At 55.7% G+C, this 18,089-nt stretch carries 16 protein-coding genes, 1 tRNA gene and 1 pseudogene; 4 read left to right on the top strand and 14 right to left on the bottom strand.

Features of this window, described 5'->3' with window-relative positions:
- Positions 1 to 2: 2 nt before the first annotated feature.
- The 8 genes from ACYX34_RS06720 to ACYX34_RS06685 form a co-directional block, all read right to left on the bottom strand.
- Positions 3 to 1,043 carry a nucleotidyl transferase AbiEii/AbiGii toxin family protein gene (locus ACYX34_RS06720; protein ID WP_462075783.1) on the bottom strand — a complete coding sequence of 347 codons (1,041 nt, stop codon included), beginning with the start codon at positions 1,041 to 1,043 and terminating at the stop codon, positions 3 to 5.
- Positions 1,043 to 1,660 carry a DUF6088 family protein gene (locus tag ACYX34_RS06715; RefSeq protein ID WP_462075782.1) on the bottom strand — a complete coding sequence of 206 codons (618 nt, stop codon included), beginning with the start codon at positions 1,658 to 1,660 and terminating at the stop codon, positions 1,043 to 1,045. The genes ACYX34_RS06720 and ACYX34_RS06715 overlap by 1 nt, the downstream gene beginning before the upstream one ends.
- An 89-nt stretch (positions 1,661 to 1,749) precedes the next feature.
- Complete coding sequence (locus tag ACYX34_RS06710; protein ID WP_462075781.1) at positions 1,750 to 5,100, bottom strand: Eco57I restriction-modification methylase domain-containing protein; 3,351 nt, start codon at positions 5,098 to 5,100, stop codon at positions 1,750 to 1,752.
- Positions 5,097 to 8,534 (bottom strand): BREX system P-loop protein BrxC, encoded by a 3,438-nt coding sequence (brxC, locus tag ACYX34_RS06705; protein ID WP_462075780.1) that lies wholly within the window; start codon positions 8,532 to 8,534, stop codon positions 5,097 to 5,099. The genes ACYX34_RS06710 and brxC overlap by 4 nt, the downstream gene beginning before the upstream one ends.
- Entirely contained in the window at positions 8,531 to 9,088 is a 558-nt protein-coding gene (locus ACYX34_RS06700) for a BREX protein BrxB domain-containing protein (protein ID WP_462075779.1), read from the bottom strand. Before ACYX34_RS06700 ends, brxC begins: the two co-directional genes overlap by 4 nt.
- A complete protein-coding gene (locus tag ACYX34_RS06695) occupies positions 9,085 to 9,873 on the bottom strand; it encodes a hypothetical protein (RefSeq protein WP_462075778.1) in 789 nt (262 codons plus the stop codon). Before ACYX34_RS06695 ends, ACYX34_RS06700 begins: the two co-directional genes overlap by 4 nt.
- Positions 9,874 to 10,203: 330 nt before the next feature.
- Positions 10,204 to 11,187 carry a relaxase/mobilization nuclease domain-containing protein gene (locus ACYX34_RS06690; RefSeq protein ID WP_462075777.1) on the bottom strand — a complete coding sequence of 328 codons (984 nt, stop codon included), beginning with the start codon at positions 11,185 to 11,187 and terminating at the stop codon, positions 10,204 to 10,206.
- Complete coding sequence (locus ACYX34_RS06685; RefSeq protein WP_462075776.1) at positions 11,184 to 11,729, bottom strand: plasmid mobilization relaxosome protein MobC; 546 nt, start codon at positions 11,727 to 11,729, stop codon at positions 11,184 to 11,186. Before ACYX34_RS06685 ends, ACYX34_RS06690 begins: the two co-directional genes overlap by 4 nt.
- 398 nt (positions 11,730 to 12,127) lie before the next feature.
- Here ACYX34_RS06685 and ACYX34_RS06680 point away from each other — a divergent pair, with 398 nt between their 5' ends.
- Positions 12,128 to 12,937: a hypothetical protein gene (locus ACYX34_RS06680; RefSeq protein WP_462075775.1), complete on the top strand. Its 810-nt coding sequence runs from the start codon at positions 12,128 to 12,130 to the stop codon at positions 12,935 to 12,937.
- 223 nt (positions 12,938 to 13,160) lie between these two features.
- Here ACYX34_RS06680 and ACYX34_RS06675 read toward each other — a convergent pair whose 3' ends face one another.
- The 5 genes from ACYX34_RS06675 to ACYX34_RS06655 form a co-directional block, all read right to left on the bottom strand.
- Entirely contained in the window at positions 13,161 to 13,370 is a 210-nt protein-coding gene (locus ACYX34_RS06675; protein ID WP_462075774.1) for a DUF6908 domain-containing protein, read from the bottom strand.
- Between the two features lie 66 nt (positions 13,371 to 13,436).
- Positions 13,437 to 13,679: a hypothetical protein gene (locus ACYX34_RS06670; protein ID WP_462075773.1), complete on the bottom strand. Its 243-nt coding sequence runs from the start codon at positions 13,677 to 13,679 to the stop codon at positions 13,437 to 13,439.
- A 690-nt stretch (positions 13,680 to 14,369) separates the two neighbouring features.
- Complete coding sequence (locus tag ACYX34_RS06665; protein ID WP_462075772.1) at positions 14,370 to 14,570, bottom strand: hypothetical protein; 201 nt, start codon at positions 14,568 to 14,570, stop codon at positions 14,370 to 14,372.
- A gap of 54 nt (positions 14,571 to 14,624) precedes the next feature.
- Positions 14,625 to 14,948, bottom strand: coding sequence for a helix-turn-helix domain-containing protein (locus ACYX34_RS06660; RefSeq protein WP_462075771.1), 324 nt, complete (start codon positions 14,946 to 14,948; stop codon positions 14,625 to 14,627).
- Positions 14,935 to 15,294 carry a type II toxin-antitoxin system RelE/ParE family toxin gene (locus tag ACYX34_RS06655; RefSeq protein ID WP_462075770.1) on the bottom strand — a complete coding sequence of 120 codons (360 nt, stop codon included), beginning with the start codon at positions 15,292 to 15,294 and terminating at the stop codon, positions 14,935 to 14,937. Before ACYX34_RS06655 ends, ACYX34_RS06660 begins: the two co-directional genes overlap by 14 nt.
- Positions 15,295 to 15,957: 663 nt before the next feature.
- Between ACYX34_RS06655 and ACYX34_RS06650 the strand changes: the two genes are divergently transcribed.
- On the top strand, positions 15,958 to 16,215 hold the full coding sequence (locus ACYX34_RS06650; RefSeq protein WP_090899543.1) for a helix-turn-helix domain-containing protein: 258 nt from the start codon (positions 15,958 to 15,960) through the stop codon (positions 16,213 to 16,215).
- Here ACYX34_RS06650 and ACYX34_RS06645 read toward each other — a convergent pair.
- Positions 16,171 to 16,332: a hypothetical protein gene (locus ACYX34_RS06645; protein WP_462075799.1), complete on the bottom strand. Its 162-nt coding sequence runs from the start codon at positions 16,330 to 16,332 to the stop codon at positions 16,171 to 16,173. The two genes, ACYX34_RS06650 and ACYX34_RS06645, sit on opposite strands and share 45 nt — an antisense overlap.
- Positions 16,333 to 16,768: 436 nt before the next feature.
- Here ACYX34_RS06645 and ACYX34_RS06640 point away from each other — a divergent pair.
- Together ACYX34_RS06640 and ACYX34_RS06635 are read left to right on the top strand one after the other, a co-directional pair.
- Positions 16,769 to 17,635: pseudogene (locus ACYX34_RS06640) on the top strand (site-specific integrase); the annotation flags it as partial.
- A 177-nt stretch (positions 17,636 to 17,812) separates the two neighbouring features.
- Positions 17,813 to 17,902: transfer RNA gene (locus ACYX34_RS06635), tRNA-Ser, on the top strand.
- Positions 17,903 to 18,089: the final 187 nt, after the last annotated feature.

The raw sequence follows: 18,089 nt of genomic DNA, 5'->3' as shown, positions 1-18,089 counted from the left end.
GTCTACTTGGCTCCTGGCAGCATATTGATCTGCTGCTCAAGCACGCGCAAGCCTTCAACGACCTCTTCCCACGAAGGATACATCCCAAAGATCATGGCCCGCATTTCAGCATAGTCCTTTCGAAGAGTGGGCAAGCGATCCTCCAGCGGAACAAGATGAAAGCTCCCTGGCCTGGCTGTCTCATAGCTGGCCCAAGCCGAAGCAAAAAACAGTCGCTTGTGTGTGACAACACGGGCCAATAGATCCTGGCGAGCCAACGCTTGCCGCCCGATGTCATCGTGTGACAATCGGTAGAGGTCGTAAAAATGTCTCGACACACGTTCCATGGGTGTCTTCTCTGCGGGGCGATGGTAGTCAGCATGAAGAAGTGTCGCTTTTTCCCAGAAGGTCCTCACGGCTTCCATGGTGTTCACCGAGCAGGAGGCAGCGACGCGAAACGCCTCGGGGAAGGCTTCGGCGGCATAGGGTCGAATGATACGCTGCTCCGCCGGCCAATTGTCTGAACGCGCACCCATCTCGAGCCGAATGGCAGGACGAATGTATGACGGACTATCCCCAGAGAAGCCGCTTGAAGGATAGGTAAAGATCACTGTCTGTGGGTCGGCAGGATCAAGGGCAACGTTCCATCCGGATGGACCGATCACGCGAACAAAATCCTTCCGAAGGTCTGGGAACAGCTTGTCCTTGATGGTGCTCTGACAAGCGGACACGAGCGCATCAAGACGACGAATCGATTCCTTTTTGCTGATCCCTGGTTCTTCTGGATCTCGTTTATCGGTAAAGCCGAGATCCTGCCTGCTCAACGAGAGGTCCACATCTTCCGAAAATCGTTCGATAAGATGATAGGCTTTAGATAGGGAGGTGCCTCCCTTGAAAATGAGCTGAGGTTGAAAGCGCATGACCTCAAAGACTCGTCGCAATGTCCAACAGACCCAGAAGTCCTTTTCAAGGATGATGGGAGACCGTGTTGGACGCAACTGAGCGGCCGCTTGTTGAAACAAATCAGCGCGATCCTTTGGTGAAGCTTGTGCCACACCGTCCATTATCTGGCCTCTCTCTCAATGATCTGATACAAGGCTGGCTTCATCCAAGCTGGAGCATGAGCGAGCGCCCGCGCAAGGTCAGCCCTGTCCCGTTTGTGGAGCACTGAGCGGAGCCGGGCAATCTTCTCAGGAGTCACGCCCGTTTTCCCGACATACCGCAGTGCCTGAAGCACGAGGGCGCTGACCCGACCTGCCACATCCATGGTCTTGGGTCCCCGATTCAGGAGGCGAACCGAGTAAGGCCCCAGTGTCAGCGTCTTGGTTCGTCCGTTTGTATAGTACGTAATTCTTGCGGGGACCTGAGTGGTAAGGCCGAGCAGGTTGGCGGCATAGGCGCCGGAGGGAACCAGCCGTAACCCATTCTTCTTGGCCCAGGCTTGGGCGAGTTCATCAGGCGATGGCACCGCCGGCCGTTTGAGCAACGCGCTGGTGCGAGGCCAGGCGTACAGGCCTCGTCGAACCCGCAGAATACGACCCTCACGGACCAACCGCGAGAGAGCTTGATCCACAGCAGCTCGAGACCCTAATTCTGTGAGGTCCTTTACGGAGACGACCGCACCGGCCGACGATTCAAGCCTGGCCAGGAGCTTGCGGGCAATGGGGTGAGAGACTTTCATGGCGATTTAATGTCAGAAAAAGCGATCGCTTTTTCTGACAATAGACTGCTCGCCATATAATTGCAAGAGAGGCCGCAACTCCCGCCTACTTAAGATTTTCGCGCGGACCGGCGCTCGCCTGAAGACTGCTGAGCCTTGCGCTTCTCGTCGAGCGTCAGGTGGTGATCGTTGATGCGCTCACCTTTGAAGACCTTGAACCATGGAGCGCTGTCTACATCCGTACCGCGATCCTTGCTCCATTTGATATTCGGCTTAGCGCGTAATATACCAGCGCCTTTCTTACCGACATCTTTGGCACTCATGAAGGGACGGATATTCAACCGCACGCCGTCGTTCAGGTCGGGATCCCAGCCGACAGACTGCTTCTCAATTGGTTTCCATCGCACAAAGATGTCGTAGGGTGGTTCACCTTCCAAAATCTTTTGCAGTTCCCCCTGTAATTCTTTGGCAGCTTGAAGCCGGGCATCACTGCCAGCGTCGCCGGCTGAAACTGCTGCTTTCTGACGACTGATCCAGTCACCGAGATACGAATAGGTCAGCTTCTCCAAGTTCCCCTTGGTGAGCTGATGATAGTTGACCAGAGCACTGAAGCCAGCTTTTTGGCCATCCCAGATGTGCCAGATGAACGGGCGATGGTGAAAGAGTGCACAGTGTTGCTCGAAGAACCCATTCCGAATCCAGTCTTCGAGTGACTTGCCGGCATGATCGACTTGTGCGAGGAGTTCAGCTTGCTTGGCCGCAGTCCACTCCGAGCCGTAGGCTGCAGCCAAAAGAGCACGTAGACGCTCCGCGGCTGGTTCCTCACCTTTGATGGCAGAAATACAGACAATCCCGTCGGAATCTACGAACTTCTCCAAACCGTCCTCGCCCAATGCTGGACAATCAGGGAAATTGGAGCCGGTTTGGCGAGGCCATCGATAGCCGAGGAGTCGCGCTACCGCTGCCTGAAGCGGATGGTCCGAGCCCTTTGGATCGCCACTGAAGAGCCACTGCGTCGGATCGCTTGAGAAGGGCTTTGGCAAGCCGTTAGGATACTTCTCAGCGGCTTCCCGCTGCCAGCGAGTGAGATCGAAAGGGACTTTGACGAGAGTAGCATTGGTGACGTTTGTCTTTTGGTCGATCTGACGAACCGCCTGTAAGAAGTCATTAGACGAACAGAATGTCCATATTGCCGGAACCAATGAAGGGTCCCTTGGCAGAATGACTGCACAATTGGTATCAAACGGTTCCCCCATATAGAGCGTTGATGGAAGATGCCGCATCTGACGAACTACAACTCCAGTTCTTCCCCACGCCCTTTCTCCGCGGAGGAAAGCGTTCCCTTGTTCAATCGCGCTCAACAAGTCGTCATTCCACCAGAGTAATAGCTCTCTTCCTCCATAGGGTATCGTCTCCTCAATGGTACTTTGCCAGAAACGCCACTCTGTGAATATGTGGAGTTCCCAGAAGAGTCGTCCGAAATGCGGAAAGTCAGCTGGGGAAATGCCTTGCAGCGCCTCGGCGTAATCCTGCATTAGCGGAAGATCCGGAAGGGAGGATAGAAGCAGACGAGCATCGGGGTTGTTGAGTTGAGCTAACTGGTTGACTGATGTTGTCGGCAAGGTATGTAGGAGAACCGCTTTGGTTTGTGGGTCCCTCGGCCCCGAGACATCGAGGCCGCCAATAGTCTGGGATGTGTTGGGCACACCCTGACTTAGAACAAAAAGTACGGTGTTAGCTGCCCACCAATTCATGTCCTCAAAAGCCGCAGGACCGAGCTTAGCAACTAAGTTCCACGATGTTCGGCGGAACAGATCGCTCCGGAGGGATTCGTATGACCCTAGAAAAAGCCAATTCTGTGGTGTGACAAGAGCAGTACTGCCTCCGCTCCTACAGAATTCGACGCACCGTTCCACGAAGCAGGTAGCGAGGTCTGCCTTCGCCAGGGGGTGAACAGACTTACAGTAGTCCTTGAGTGCATCGTCCTGCTTTCCTCGGCCCAGGTACGGCACATTCGTAACGACCAGTGTAAACTGTCCCGCTAGGATCTCAGCAGCTTGAGCCAGACCTTTGGCAGTCACTGCTAGTTCATGCCCGATCTCATCTCCCCGCTCGCCTTCCCGTTCTAGCGCTTTCTGAACCAAAGGCTGCAGTTCATGGAATTCTGCGGTCAGCAGATCACCCCCAAACTTTCGTGGGTTGATGAGGCTTCCCAGCGTCGGACCATCCTTGAATATCTGGTAGAGCCGTTCCATCCCCTCTCGGAGGCGTTCGTTGCCATTGGCAAGCTTCGTCCACGTCTCTAGTTTTGTTCGAGGAGCGAGACCCGAGCAGGCGAGGTTGAGCGGCGGCAATTGTTGATACCCCGCCAGCTTCCAAGCGGCCATTGCAAGATTGAACGCAGCGATCTGGGTACAGCGAAAATCGAGTTCAAGCCCATAGAGGTTGTCTCGGAGCACGGCGAGAACAGCATCCTGAATAACCAGACCTTCTTCCGCCATGCGCATGGCCACGAGAATTGGCAATTCCGCCACCAGAAAATGTCCGCTGCCCATACAGGGATCGAGCACGCGAATTTCATTTGCCGTTTTGGTCCAGCTGTCGAATGTGCCGGCTGCTGGTTGCCATTCACCGGCTTCATTCTTGATGAACCGAAGATACGTCCATTCGACGCTGGGCAAAGCGGCAACCTTCCTGGCCTCCTCCTCTGTTCCGACTTTGAACTTACTGGGATCACCTAGCGCCAGCTTGCCCGCCCACCACGCGCCGAGGGTGTTATGCAGCAAAAAGAGGACCATATAGTCCTCGGTAAAGAGCTGGGTGACCGGGGATAATTCGTCTGCGCCAATCTTGGCACCGGATTCGTTCACCTCGTCTTTCCGTTTGGCTTGCCAGAATTGATACACCCAGCCAAGAGAGTCGTCGGCCAGAAATACCTTTGCCGGCAGACCAGTGACGAGCTGAATGAGAGGGTTGCGATCTTCAACCGGGAGGTCGAGGCGTCCCGTTGGGTCATCTTCGCGAAAGATCTCCGGCAATTCTGCCGCAGCAAATTTGGCTGCTACGGCCCAGCCATCGTGGAGCCCGAGCGCTGGCGCGAGTTCCTCACAGTCATGGAATGATACAGCGACACCATGCTCCGGTGAGATGAGCAGGCTATTCTCAATGAGAAATCGGGCGAAGAGCAGTCGATGCCACTGGTCGTAGGCGACCTTTTCCTTGAGATGGGTGATCTCATAGGCACCCTTCTTGGTGCGGCTCTCCTCATCACCCAATTGCCTGGCTTGTGCCCGAAGGGCTCGACGAAGGAGGCGTTGCTCCTCACTGAGATGTTTGTACGGATCTGGTTCGTGCACCGCGAGCGCTTCGAGGGCCTTCCTCGCCCCAATCTCGGCAACCTCTCGCGCTTGAAGGACGGTTTTGCCGAGCTGTTTGCGAAGTTCAGAAGCGAGCGCCTTCATAGAATCACAGGGCCATTCTTGAGCTTCTCGGCAATCTGCTCTCTGACATCATCCAGCCAGGCATCGAGTTCAGCTTCGCTCTTGATAGTGACCGATGGCAGCGTTACGCGCACCGCCTTTGGCTCCAGAAGTCTGGTTGCTTCTTCCAACGCACGCGTGAATCGTTGTGGAATGGCATCCAACAGATTACGCCGTTCTGACAACGAACTGCTTCGGAGCGCAGTAAGGAGTTCTGACTCGGTTCCAACTGGCATTGCCGGCGGCGGAGACAGTGCGCATCGGGCTGCGAGGTCTTTTCGTTGCTCGGCCTTCAACCGCTGCCACACATCCGATTGAGCAAGACGACGTTCCCCTGCTTCAAAGCCCGCGGTGATATCATGTTGAAGTTTTGCCATCTCTTCGCGAAGCACCTGCGTCATCTTGTGGGTGATCGGAGGAGCCGGGTCCGGATCATTTAAGAGCGTGCGATTCCTGATAATCGCTTCAATAGATTCCGTCCAACTCTTTGCATCTGGCATCCCGCTCACGAAATTATGGAGCTCAAGGAGACACTGCCAGGCCGGAACCCGTTTCGCGATTCCCTCCGCAGCTTTCTTCCATGCTGCGATCCACCCCTCCAGTTCAGGTTTCTTGTCATGAATTGCGAGCAGCTGTGCATTGCCACTCAACAACAGAAGATCGCGAATGGCTTGTGGCTCGGGGACTGCAGGACGCGGAGCCTCCCCACCTGCACTCTCCGCGAGCGCGAGTAGTTTCAAGAGAAAATCGGCGGCCGCTGACGACTCTTCGCCGTTTTTCGTGGCCAGGCCAGCTTTTTGAAACAGCGCTTTCAGATCGAGCCGCTGGATTACGTTGAGCGGCGGCACGTCGACATAGAAACTAGCCGCACCCACCTGGTTTTGCGGAAGATCTTTAGTCTGTACCGCTTGACCGTTGACTGTCGCGCGGACGTTCCCCGCCACCATGAGGGTATACAGCGCACCGTCTACCGCATCCTGCGGCCACCCGAATGGAGCGGACTTGAAGTAATCGCGAATGTCCTTTCCCTTTTTGCCAGCCCCGATCAAACCGAGCACTTGTCGACAGACGGGATGCTGGCTCGTTTCACCCCGGTAACCGATTTGCCCAAGCGCGCCCACATCGCCCGCTCTGGCACGATTTACCACTTGGCCCCAATTAGCATGGTCCGCATCGCCAAATTTAGGGAAGAGCCGGACCAGTGATCCGATGCCTGCTTGTTCCACCTTGTCTGCTAACTCAATGCCAAACGCCTCTTCACCACCACCCAGAAACACTTTGGAGCCGCCCACTATCTGACCTAGCAGTTCCCTTATTTTATGAGTGGCCACCATTTGCTGCGTTTCTACCGCTTTTCTTGCCTCGATGGCCTCAGGCGTGGTCACGGTCCCATGTGCATTGAGCGTTTCGGTTGCTGCCATCTCAGAGGCGATGGCCTGTCGCAATTCCTCATGGCACAATCGCGGCAAGTAACCCAACAGCATCGGGCTGTCTGTGCCAGCTGCACGCGCGTCATTTACCACTGTCTTTTCTTCGTCATTCCATCCATCACGCAACCACAGGGTGATCGCCTCTTTGCTTTCAGCCGGCTTTACGGTACTTAGTTCATGAATCAGTTTGTGTGTTTGATGTGATACCCCATGTTGCAACGAGACGGGTCGGAGTGCCTGCGCCACCGCATCACGTAGTAACTCATCACGCCTCCCGTTAATACGTGCCTCATCGTTCAGGACACTGGTGCGACGCCGATTGAAGTCATGAGTCCACTTCGCTCCCTCACGAGTCTGGAGTCGATACTCGTTCCCGACCAGCATGAGATGACCGGCATCCACCAGCTGCTTCAGCTGCTTCGGAATCTCTTGTCGGAAAACAGCCCCATCTTTCACCAAATCCGAGATGAGGAGATCCGCCAAGGTTTCGGCGTTTGCCCGGATGCCATCGTCAGCCCCCGGTGTCGTTGGCAATTTGTTAATGAGGAATATCAACGCGCAGAGACGAGAGCGAAGCTCACCTTGCGGGGTCTTGTCGCGTTGCTTCTTGATGATCTCATCATATTCCCGCTCCAGTTCGCCGGTATTGAGTAGATCTGTCGCGATCTGGTCATAGATGAAATCCGCCGGGACAACTGTCCCAATGGGTTTCTCGGCCGTCTCTCTCGTCGCATCGAATACAATCTTCAACTGAGTGCGCAACTGCGCCGAAGTCCCTGAGTGGTCGGTATTGCGCAGCACCCGCTCCCAGAAACGTCTCCGTGTTGGGAGAAGCGGGTAATCGGGAATATAGAACGGCTCATCCGCATGAGTCGCAGCGAGTCTGGTGTTTTGAAGATGCCGGCTGATTTCGCCCTGATTGGCTTCTATGATGTTCTGGATGTGTTCCTCTCGCTCCGGCTTCTTTTGCAACACCGTTTGGCGAATCACCGCCTCCACATCAGTATCGGAGAGTTGCACACGGACGGCGAAGCGAGCTTGCAGTCGGCCTAAACTGGCCGTGGTCGTCAGGGCGGACTGGCCGGTACCCACAAGCAGAAGCCGTCGATCAAGGCTCCTGCAGCAATGCTCTGCGATTTCTTGCACATCCATCGCTCGAGGGATCTTCTCTCCGATGAACTGCTGGATTTCGTCCACAACGAGCAAGGTACAGGGCAACTTTCCATCTTGGCCAAACACGTGGCGAATCAGTTCAAGGCTTTCATTGATGGTAGGAGACGTGTTATCCGGAAACTCTGCGCGCAACGCGGCCTGCGCATTAGCCACCGTGCCATATTTAGGGTCCGCCTCTAGTAGCGCTTCTGCAAGTGGTGTCGAGAGCTTTAGGTTACGGACTTCCTTCTGGAGGTTGCGATTCTTGTTCTTGAGGGCGCTCTCCACTTGCTCGGAGAGACCTGAACTGGATAGCCACAACAGGAATCTAGCCTGTGAGAGTGTTTCTGGAAGGCCTACTGATCGGAGAACTAGCTGCACGAAGGCAAGGCGTACATTCTCCATATTGCCAGCTCCGAGCGTCCCAGCTGCCGCCCGTAATCTTCCATACGCTTTGCTCCGGTTACTGAGTTCAGCGAGCAAGTCAGACACTTCTGAGGGCAATTTGGCTAATGATCGAGCGGTAGCGCCGTCTGGAAAACAATAGTCCTCCCAGAGGTATCGCAACATTTTGACAAGATGCGACTTGCCACTTCCAAAAAATCCACTGACCCAGACAGCTTTCTGCTCCTCACGATTGAGGCCATCGAGGTAGGCTTTCAGAATACGCTCAAGGCCGCGTGCATATTCCCCATCACACACGAACGTCTCTAGCTCAAATCGCAGCGTCTTGATCTGCTCCGGGTCGTTCTCGATCTCAGCAACTTTGGAGACGCCGTTGTTGAGCAACTCCGCTGTGAGGGGGTCACGCCAATAGATTTCCCGGTTTTTCATGATCTCAAGAAACTCTCCGTAGTGGTGATGGGAACCGCCATATAGTTAAATCCGTCTCGCGCATCCATAAAGCGATAGCTATTTTGACGATACTCGCCAGGGAACAAGACGAGCAGCCGACCGCGAATGGTGCCTTCCACCAAATCCAGCAACCGGGAGACTCGGATGAAGTCAAAGAGGCTGCCAAGCCCCAGAACTACCACAACTGCATTCAGATCAGCTTCCTCCGCAGTGCAGGCCTGCTGCACCCTCTCTACGGCAAGCTCTTCTAGATCCTGATGCGATGACAGGAACTGTGGTTCGGCAAAAATTCCTTCGCGATATTCATGCTGCGAGAGCCATTCCGGCAGGAGCCTGGTTAGGTCTGCCGCCAACCACCCGTGTTTAGCCGCGTGTGTCGCCGCCTCGAATTGTTGCAGATTCGCCCTGACACGCCGCTCCTCGGCTGGGGGGTATACCGCAAACCATATGCGTTGTTTGCCTGCGAGATTGGCAGCCCAAGGAAGAGACACTTGCCGCTGGTAATTCGCGATCAATCGATCAATGGCATTCATGACGACACTTGCTCAATTACGGGAAATCCGGGAAAGGTTAACTCCACAATTTCGCCAACGGCCCGCATCGTGAGCAGTCCGTGTCGATGCGCCTCCATTGCTCGATCTCTTACTTGATCTACGCTCAGATCCAGCAATCGACACCAGGGGCTTGTAAAACAGGCCCCGCCGTGGAAGCCTGCGATATCACCGAGCCATAAGGCCATTGTCACTGCGCCCACGGTCGGCTGTACTCGTCGACGCACTTTCTTCGCCCGACCAATCAAATGGCCGGACTGTGTCCAACTGGACGCTGCATTCCGTGCGATCTTGTTCTGGTTGAGCTCTGAATACTGGCCAGGAAATGCCTCGGCAATCGCTTTTGCTAAATCCCCAGCGCTCACTATTGTTCCTTCAGAAATTGGCGATACAGCTGGAGTCGTTGCGCGAAGTAACGGGTCTCGGCTCCACGCGCAGAGAAACGCGAGCAGCGGGATCCCTTGCGGATCTGCGATATACAGCCGTCGGAAGGTAGCGAAGAGAGGCACGGCCTCCGAAAGCCCATACAGCTCACGTAGATGGCGAAACGATTTCTGACGGGTGCTATCCGTGCCCTTACCGAGCACGTTTTCCGTCGCAATAGCTAGATGGTATGAGTCTGGAAGCGAACCGGCTGCCACCGCATCAAGCACCCGCTTCAGCTCAGTCAACATTATTGTTCGACTACTGTGAGAGCCACCCGGAGTGAACTTACACCCAACCTGCTCCAACGCCTCCATTTGTTCTTTTGTGAGGAGATTGTCCATCGACCGATCTGTTCACCATGAGGAAGAAAAGCGTGTGAAGCTTACCCCTTTTCTTGCGGCAAATCACTATGCGTTAACGTCAAGCATGCCTCGACTTAACAGGGGAGTAGTTAGGAACATACGTCTCGTGTGCCCTCTCGAATCTTGCTCATGTTTTTGATCGAATCCATAACGATATCCCACCCATCGTTCAGCATCGTACGGTACCACTAGTTCGTCCTTCTTCCCATTCTTTAATTACTTGCGAAGGAACGTACGGGTACCCATCCCTACCGACCGTGTATTGCCGTATCAATCGTCCTCTAGCCAAGAAATGGATGGTGCAGTACCTTACGAAGACCGATCACGTTCCGGCGACCGAGTCTTCGCGACGTCCCGCGACCTCTCGCTCAAGTAGTGCACCAGATCCGCCGCCAGTTGCCGATCTTCCCCCCGATCCGACCGGGCTAACGTCCTCATCACCTGCTCATAATTCCGCATGACGTCCTGGACTCGTGCATGTCGGCGCGTGGTGCGTTTCTGCCGCTCCAGCGTCTCCCCTTTTTTGCTTGGTTCCTGCAGATGCCGCACCGTCCAGCGTTCATGCGTCGTCCGATGAATCCGGCTCGTGGTCGTGGCTTCAATCCCATGCTCCCGGAGGGCCTCTGCAAACCCCTCCCGCCAACGCTGCAGGTCGGCCTTTCTCGGATTGAGGCGGACTCCGTCGAGGCTCGCCGCTTTCACCGTGAGATGCACATGCGGATGCGGAGAGGGATGCGGATCTGGATCGGTCTCAAACGTATGGAGGACCATCGCGTACTGATATCCCCAAAACTCCCGCGTCGCAAAGTCACGCGCCGCGCGCTGCACCGATAACGGATCGGTCCTGGTCGGCATGGAGAGGACGAGATGAAAGGCATCGCGCATGGTCGAGTCCGCGAGGATCGGCATGCCGCCGTCCCGCCATTGGACTTTTAGATCGGCCACCGCCTCTTCCCCCCGGATCACCTGGCCGTCCTGATCCTCGATGTCGAGGAGCCCATCGCGCGAAATATACGTGAGGTTGTTCGAGATGCCCTTCATCCCTTTCGGCGCCCTGACGAGTTTCACCACGACTTGTGGCGAGCGGCGGACCATGGCCTGCAGTTTCTGCCGCACATAGGTCGCACGAGCCTGTGCCGTGCTGAGCCGTCCGCCAGTGCTTACGAACTTAGCGGAACCAAGACGAACACTCCTGCTGGACCTCGGCCGCGGAAGAGTTTCTGTTGAGACATTGAAGAGCCGACACCCCCACTCATCCAGCTTCAGGTCGATTGGACTAATTGAAGGACTCATTGGAGAGACCAGCGTGCCACCGTCCCGCGCAAGACATCGGACACCTTCTTCGTATGGGCTTGAATCACGCGGGAGAGTTCAGTGATCGCTTCTACCCGAAACGCGGCACGGTTCTGGGGCGCGGTATTCAAGACCTTCGCAATCTGGTTCAAATTCCTTCCCAAGGCGAGGAGCTGGTGATTCGAGCGGGTCAGGGCGGCGAGTTCTGGCTGTCCGACATGCGGTTCCCCGGTCAACTTGGTGCGGATCATCGCGACCACCCAGGCCGTCGGCTGATAGCCCTCGTGCTGGGCACAGGTTCGCAGCGCGGCGAGTTCAGAGGGGGTCACATTTAGCTTCATGCGGGCGGTGGCTCGCTCTCGCCGACGAGTGACGCGCAGCCGAGGAGCAGATGACAGTCGCGCCGGCTGATCCAGCGCCTGCCGCAGGACCTGCCGAAGGGCATGGCTCGGTGTGACGCCCTGCTGCTCACAATAGGCCTGCCAGGGCGCTTTCAGCTCCCCCAGATCGACGGTGATCGTCGTGGTGCGTTTCGTGGTCATCCCCACAGACCCAACAGAGTCAGGGTCAGTCCAACGTTCCGGTGACCAAAAGTATGAGCGGCATCAAAACTCATGGAAAGCAGCATACAACACACCACATATGTAAGACAACTGGGCCTTGAGGCCATATCCTGCAACCTCTTAAAATCGGTCTTACATCATCCCTCTGCCGACACCAACCAAGATCAGAGATCAACCGGTCACGCTGCACACACGACGCCAGAAACGGGTCCCGGACGGCCGGTTCATAAGCCCCTCCGGCAAGCGATACAGGCTGTCATGAGGAGTCGGCTGGTTGGGTTTCCAGCCATTCGGGGGTCTCGATTTGAGGGGGGATCTCTTCCTGTTATCCTGTGACAGGGAACCCCTCATACGTTGTTGCGGGCATCACCATGCACATGACCGGGACACACGTTATTCGATGCCTTCTGGCCCTCGGCCTGATGAGTGGGCTCGTGGCCTGTGGCAGCTTTGCCAACTGTTTCAATAGCGGGTTCGCCCCCGCCGCCTGTGGCGGGGGGTATCGCGAGAGCGACGTGTCTTCCCTATCGCAGCCTGCGGCCACCTCGGCTGAAGGTCGCTGGGCGGGCACTACTTCTACAGGCCGCGCCGTCGCTGGACTGGTTCTAGGGGACAGCTCCTATTGGCTGTTCTATACGGCACAAGACAATCCCAATATCCTGGCCGGACTGGTGCAGGGAACCGGCACGTCGCACCTCGGCTCCTTCGGTTCCTCCAACACCAGAGATTTCAATGTGGAAGGCGCTGGCATTCGCGCGGCGACGATGAGTGGCAGCTATGTACCGAACAAGAGCTTTCACGCGACGATGGCCTACTTTATTGGTGAGGCAAAAAGCTTTACGAGTACGTACGCTGCTGACTCTGAGTCGGCCCCGAACCTGGCTCTTGTGGCCGGGACCTATTCAGGACTCCGTACCGACAACCACACGGTCACGGTGACCGTGGATTCAGCCGGGACGCTTTCCGGTTATTCATCGGAGGGATGCACCGTTGCTGGAACCTTGTCTCCTCGGACCAAGGGCAATGGGTTTCATACCTCGCTGACATTCGGAGGTGGCGCCTGTCGCCAGGGAACCGAGACGCTTACGGGGATGGCCTTGTACGATGCCGCGACCAACCGGCTCTACAGTGCCGCCCTCAACAATGTCAGGACCAGCAGCTTTCTCTTTCTCGGCACGAAGCGGTAAGCCTCAATGGTTACATGTTCTGTAAGAGTTTCCTTTTGACGGGGGCATGATCTGATCAGGTCATGCCCCCGGAATGGATCGAGACGATCACGGGGACAGGATCTCTCGAACCGCGGTGGGGGCAAAGAATCCCTGATCCTTCAGATTGGCAAACCAGCTCTCGGCAAACTCCGTCAAGTCCTGTTTTAGCGTGGGCAGGACATGGGTGCGTCTGCCCGCCTCGTCATACCGACAGAAATACGATGTCGGGATCTCGCATGAGGTCGCCGTTCTGTTCGCCGTAATGGCATAAGGACACCAGCCGGTATCCGTCTCCACTGGATCCAATCTCCTCGACCGAGAGCGGCATGTAGCCGGGCACCGTGATGCGGACAGCATGGACACCTCCAAGCAGCTGATCGAGATGCGTCGCAAATTCCTGATAGCTCTTCATCGTCTTCTTTCCTTTCTTCAGATGCAGGAAGCCCCCGGCGCGAGGGCCGGAGGCTTCCCGTGACGGTCAGCGGTCTGACCGCTCGGTGACCCAGAGTTTCGCCTGTTGGGCGACCGCCACGAGCGCGTCCAGGTCCGCCAGACCGAAGGATTCGGAATTCTTCCAGACTCCATCCTGGCCCTTGTACGAGCGGGCTACAGTCACGTTGTAGAACGGGCCTTTCATGCCCTCGTTCTTCCAGATGCTCGCCTTGATGCTGCTGCATCGAAGCGTGGTGACCGGCTTGGGTTTTTTGTCGTGAGGTGCCATGTGTTGTCTCCTTTAGTTAGAGTTGATGTGTTGGCCTCTCACGAGGCAGTGGAGGCCACACAGCGACGACAAAGGAGACAGAGAGGCCGTCGGCACCTGGCGGGCCGGTGGGCGCGAAGCGGAGGAATGACCGCGGAAAGAAGCCGCTCAGAGGCGGCGCGCGGGCATGATCGACGCAGCCCGCGGGTGGAAAGCCAGGGCGGAGGCCGGATGCCCACAGGCACCGAACCTGAAACCACAAGCTGGTCCCGCTCATCAACAGCAGGCATGGCAGAGCAGATTCACCAGACGAGGCGAAAAGGTCCGCTTCAGATAGACCGAAAAGAGAACGCCCGTTCGCCGCGGTGGAAGAAAGTCAAAGAGTCGGCTTCGAGACGGTGTTGACCTTGACACGCTTGTCGGGTAGCAGGCGACCGACTACGTGCCAGATGGTCGCTGAACGGTGGAACGCCGAACGGCTTTCGAGGCTGCAGGGGAAGTAACACCATAGTTGTAGTAAAGAAGGGATGAGAATCAGAGACGAGCGGCGTGCGAAACGATCAGACGTTTCCGGCGACTCTTATACCAGACTGAGTTTGAAGGGACGAATGGGCTGGATGGCGAGAAAGTCCCGTTGATTCCGCGTCACGACGCTCCTCAGTGTGCAGCTAGTCGAAGAAGAGGTTGGTATCAGGAACGAGGCGCCGCATCTCATCGATAGACTCTTTGCAGCTGCATGTGTCTCTTCATCCGCTTCAACGGTTGATCGAGCCTGCCCTCCTCCACCACAAGCGCGAGGGCGCGTTCGATGGCTTCGGTTTCCGTTATGGTACCAAGCATGGTCTTCACGCGCGTCAGCTTCGCTTGATCGAGCTGGAGATGTTTGTGTCGCCTCACGGCGCGGGGTTTCATGGTCTCTCTTCCCTCGACTTTGAGTCTCTCTGCACTCTGGATGCTGAGGACGCACTACCGGCGCGCGCTGGCGACCTTCAGTCGTGTTGGAACGAGATGGCAGGCATCCGCTGTTAGTTCCAATTTGCCACCAAGCACGCCGAGAAGCTTTTGCAGGGTTGGAAACGCGGGGAAATGGGCCCCGCTTTCCAAGCGGGCAATCTGCGGTTGTTTCATACCGGTGAGTTTGGCGAGCTCGGTCTGACTGAGCCCGCGTCGTTCCCGCAGCTTCGCCAGCTCCACGGCAATCCCCACTTCTTGCTCCGCCTTCGCAAGAGCCTCGGCGAACTTTGGTTCCTTCTTGATCTGTTCGTTGATGTACTGTCTATGTGTTTTCATCGTGACTCCTTCGCTTGACGTCCTCGTATCGTTGCTCCGCGAGGGCGATGTCTCGTTCTCGCAGTTTCTGCCGCTTCTTCTGGATCGCATGCAGGATGATGAACCGCTGTCCTACGAGTGCGGCATAAAAGAACCGGTACTCCGTCCCCGACCATTCCGGACGCAGCTCCCAGATCTTCCCCCGGACATGTGCCGCAATCGAGGCGGGAAGACGCGTGCCATCAATTTCTAGCCGACTGATATAGGCCAGGCATTTGGCTCGTGCCCCATGGGACAAGGCGTCGAGAAATGCCTCTATCGGTTGATCTCCCTGTGCCGTCTCATAGTAGACTACTGTCCAGGCCATGTGGATGAACTATAACACTTATGTTATAACTCGTCAAGGAAGAGATCGTGAGGGCGAAGGGCTTCCACCTCTTCGATTCCTCTGCGACCTCACTGATCAACCATATGCCTGTGACAGCCGAGAGCTGGACCGATCATGAACGGCCCCACACAGCGGACTCGCACACCAACTTCTTCTCAATACCGTGTTGAGCCCCTCACCCACATCGAGGGCGCAACAGAATCTCCGCGACTGTGGCTACGCACGGCTGCGACCGTGACACCGTCTGAGGTGGCGCGGTTGCCACGGGCGTGCCACGCCCCTTGATGGGCGACGGCTATTCTCTCGGCACGGTCGAGTCGCGTTGTGCGACACGACGGTGCCAGACTTCACCTGGCACGGCGTCTCGAGACGCGGTGCCTCAGCGGACATGCGTCCGCCACTCCGCCGCTCTGCAGACCTTGGTGAGTGCCTCCCGGAACGCGGCCGGAACCAACACCGGAGTCCCTTCGCTTCTGTGGCCACCCCTACTTTTTCGGTATGGTTATAAAATCTGAACCTTCTCATAAGTGCTTGAGAGAGCAATGACTGAACAGTGGATCACTATTAGGAAAGCGTTTCGAGACGATTCACTGACTAGGCCACATCGGCAGGGGTGCTGAGCGTTAACTAATTGGTCACTGAATGATGGAGCGTCCAGGATTTCTCCCGTTAAAGGAAGCAGCTGCCTGGGCGGGCGTTTCTGCCCGTACGGTCAAGCGTTGGCTCGCTGATGGCTTACCGTGCTATCAAGCTGGCCATAGGACCAAGGTGCTTATTCGTCCGACGGATATTGACCAGTTTTTGACCAGGCGGCAGGTCACAAAAGTCGATATCGATGCTCTGGTTGAAAATACTCTACGAGAGATGCAAGAGGCGCGGCACAGGACGGATGTAGCCTAATACCCCATCATAGGTTTTTCCTTTGACCTTATACTTCTTGAGAAGGTCACGAAGGGCTTCCTCCACTATGGCATGTGGTCGCCGTTTTTGCTGAATGGCCAGGATCTTCGTCTGCATCGCTAACCGAGAATCGATGCAGAGATTAAACTGCTCCTTGGATGAGGTATCCTATTCCATTGCTCACACCCTACTGTGCCCTGCTATGGACGTCAATAGCGTTGTTGCAGTGCCATTAGATATTATGCCAGCATTATAGCACTACGCCGCGTGTGGATGATGACTGAGAGCAGGAAGAAAGATGGGTGACAACATGTCAACCAATCATGCTGTAGGCAGAAACGTCTAATCCAAGGAGGATGAATTGGGAGTCAAAGTTACACAACGAACTGGAAAGTCTGGCTGGTGGGTTTCCATCATCCACAATAACAGCCGCAAGAGGAAGCGGTTCTCTGACAAGAAAGTCGCCTTAGAGTTTGCCAAGAAGATTGAAGCAAAGATCAGATGGGCCGAGGCCAATGGCAGTCCTGTAGTCTTTTCACAACCCGAACAGAACATGCCAACCCTGAAAGGGTACATGGAGAATTGGCTCAGTGCCTATGTGGATAACAACTGCAAATTCTCAACAGCTTCAGGCTATCGGCAGGTTTGTAAGAAGCACCTCTACCCTGCCCTAGGCTCTCGCACCTTGGATCAGGTGACCAGAAAGGATGTGAAAGACTTGGTCGCCACCTGGAACAGCCAGGGGCTCAAGAAGCGGACGATTTTGAATATCCTGACTCCGCTGCGAGAAATGTTCAACCATGCCATTGACGATGGCACCGTTACCGCAAATCCTGTGTCCAAAGTTGGGATGATCGTGAAGGGATGTAAGGCCTCAAGCGCCCATATCGAACCGCTGACCGCAATCGAGGTCAAGGCTTTACTTGCCACCACTAAGGAACGGTATTCGTTTCTCTATCCGCTCTTCCTTTGTGCTGTACGGACAGGCATGAGAGAGGGAGAATTGATCGGCCTCCAATGGGAAGACATTGACTTCCTGGGATCCTTCATTGAAGTCCGGCATAATGTTGTCAGACGGCAAGAGACATCCACCAAAACCAACCGGATTCGGCGCGTAGATGTATCTCCCCAGTTACAAGCCGAGTTGCTCAAGTTGAAAGAAAGTCTTCAGCTTGAAAGCTCGATGAAGGGATACGCTTTCCCGAAATGGGTATTCTTGACGCCACATGGCAACCGTATGACGAATGAGGTTCTCAGGAAAGGCTTCTACGCCTGTCTAGAAGCGGCTGGGCTGCGTCGGGTACGATTCCATGACCTGCGGCACACCTTCGCCAGCCTGTTGATTCAACAGAATGCGAACGTAAAATATATCCAACAACAACTCGGTCACAGTAGCATCAACATCACGTTGGATGTATACTCGCACCTCTTTGAGGGAGACCATCGACACCAGGTCCAGCGTCTGGACGATGAGCTATTGGAGACAAGTCCGAGGAGGGTAACTAACCCAGAAAACGCGCCCCAGCCGGACCCTCATCGAGAAGGGGTTCAGACGCTTACCAACGAATCCATTGATTTTACAGCGAATCTCAGACACGGAGGGGTGACGGAGCGGCCGAACGTGCCGGTCTTGAAAACCGGAGATGGGGTAACCCATCCGCGAGTTCAAATCTCGCCCCCTCCGCCACACTTCAATGGCTTGTGAGTTTTCCCCCGACACTATCCTCCCGATCAACTGTCCCCAGTGTCACCGAAAGTGTACCCTTTTTCTCTGGATGCAGCGATTAAGCCGCTTCCAGCCTCACGAAGGTCATCTTCACTCGCGATGTTATACCGGTCGAACGCTGACCGGATCTTGTGGCCACTGATTTTCA

Source organism: Nitrospira sp. CMX1, assembly GCF_054902215.1.
The sequence above is the reverse complement of the archived record's forward strand: the minus strand, read 5'-3'. Positions and strand labels throughout refer to the sequence as shown.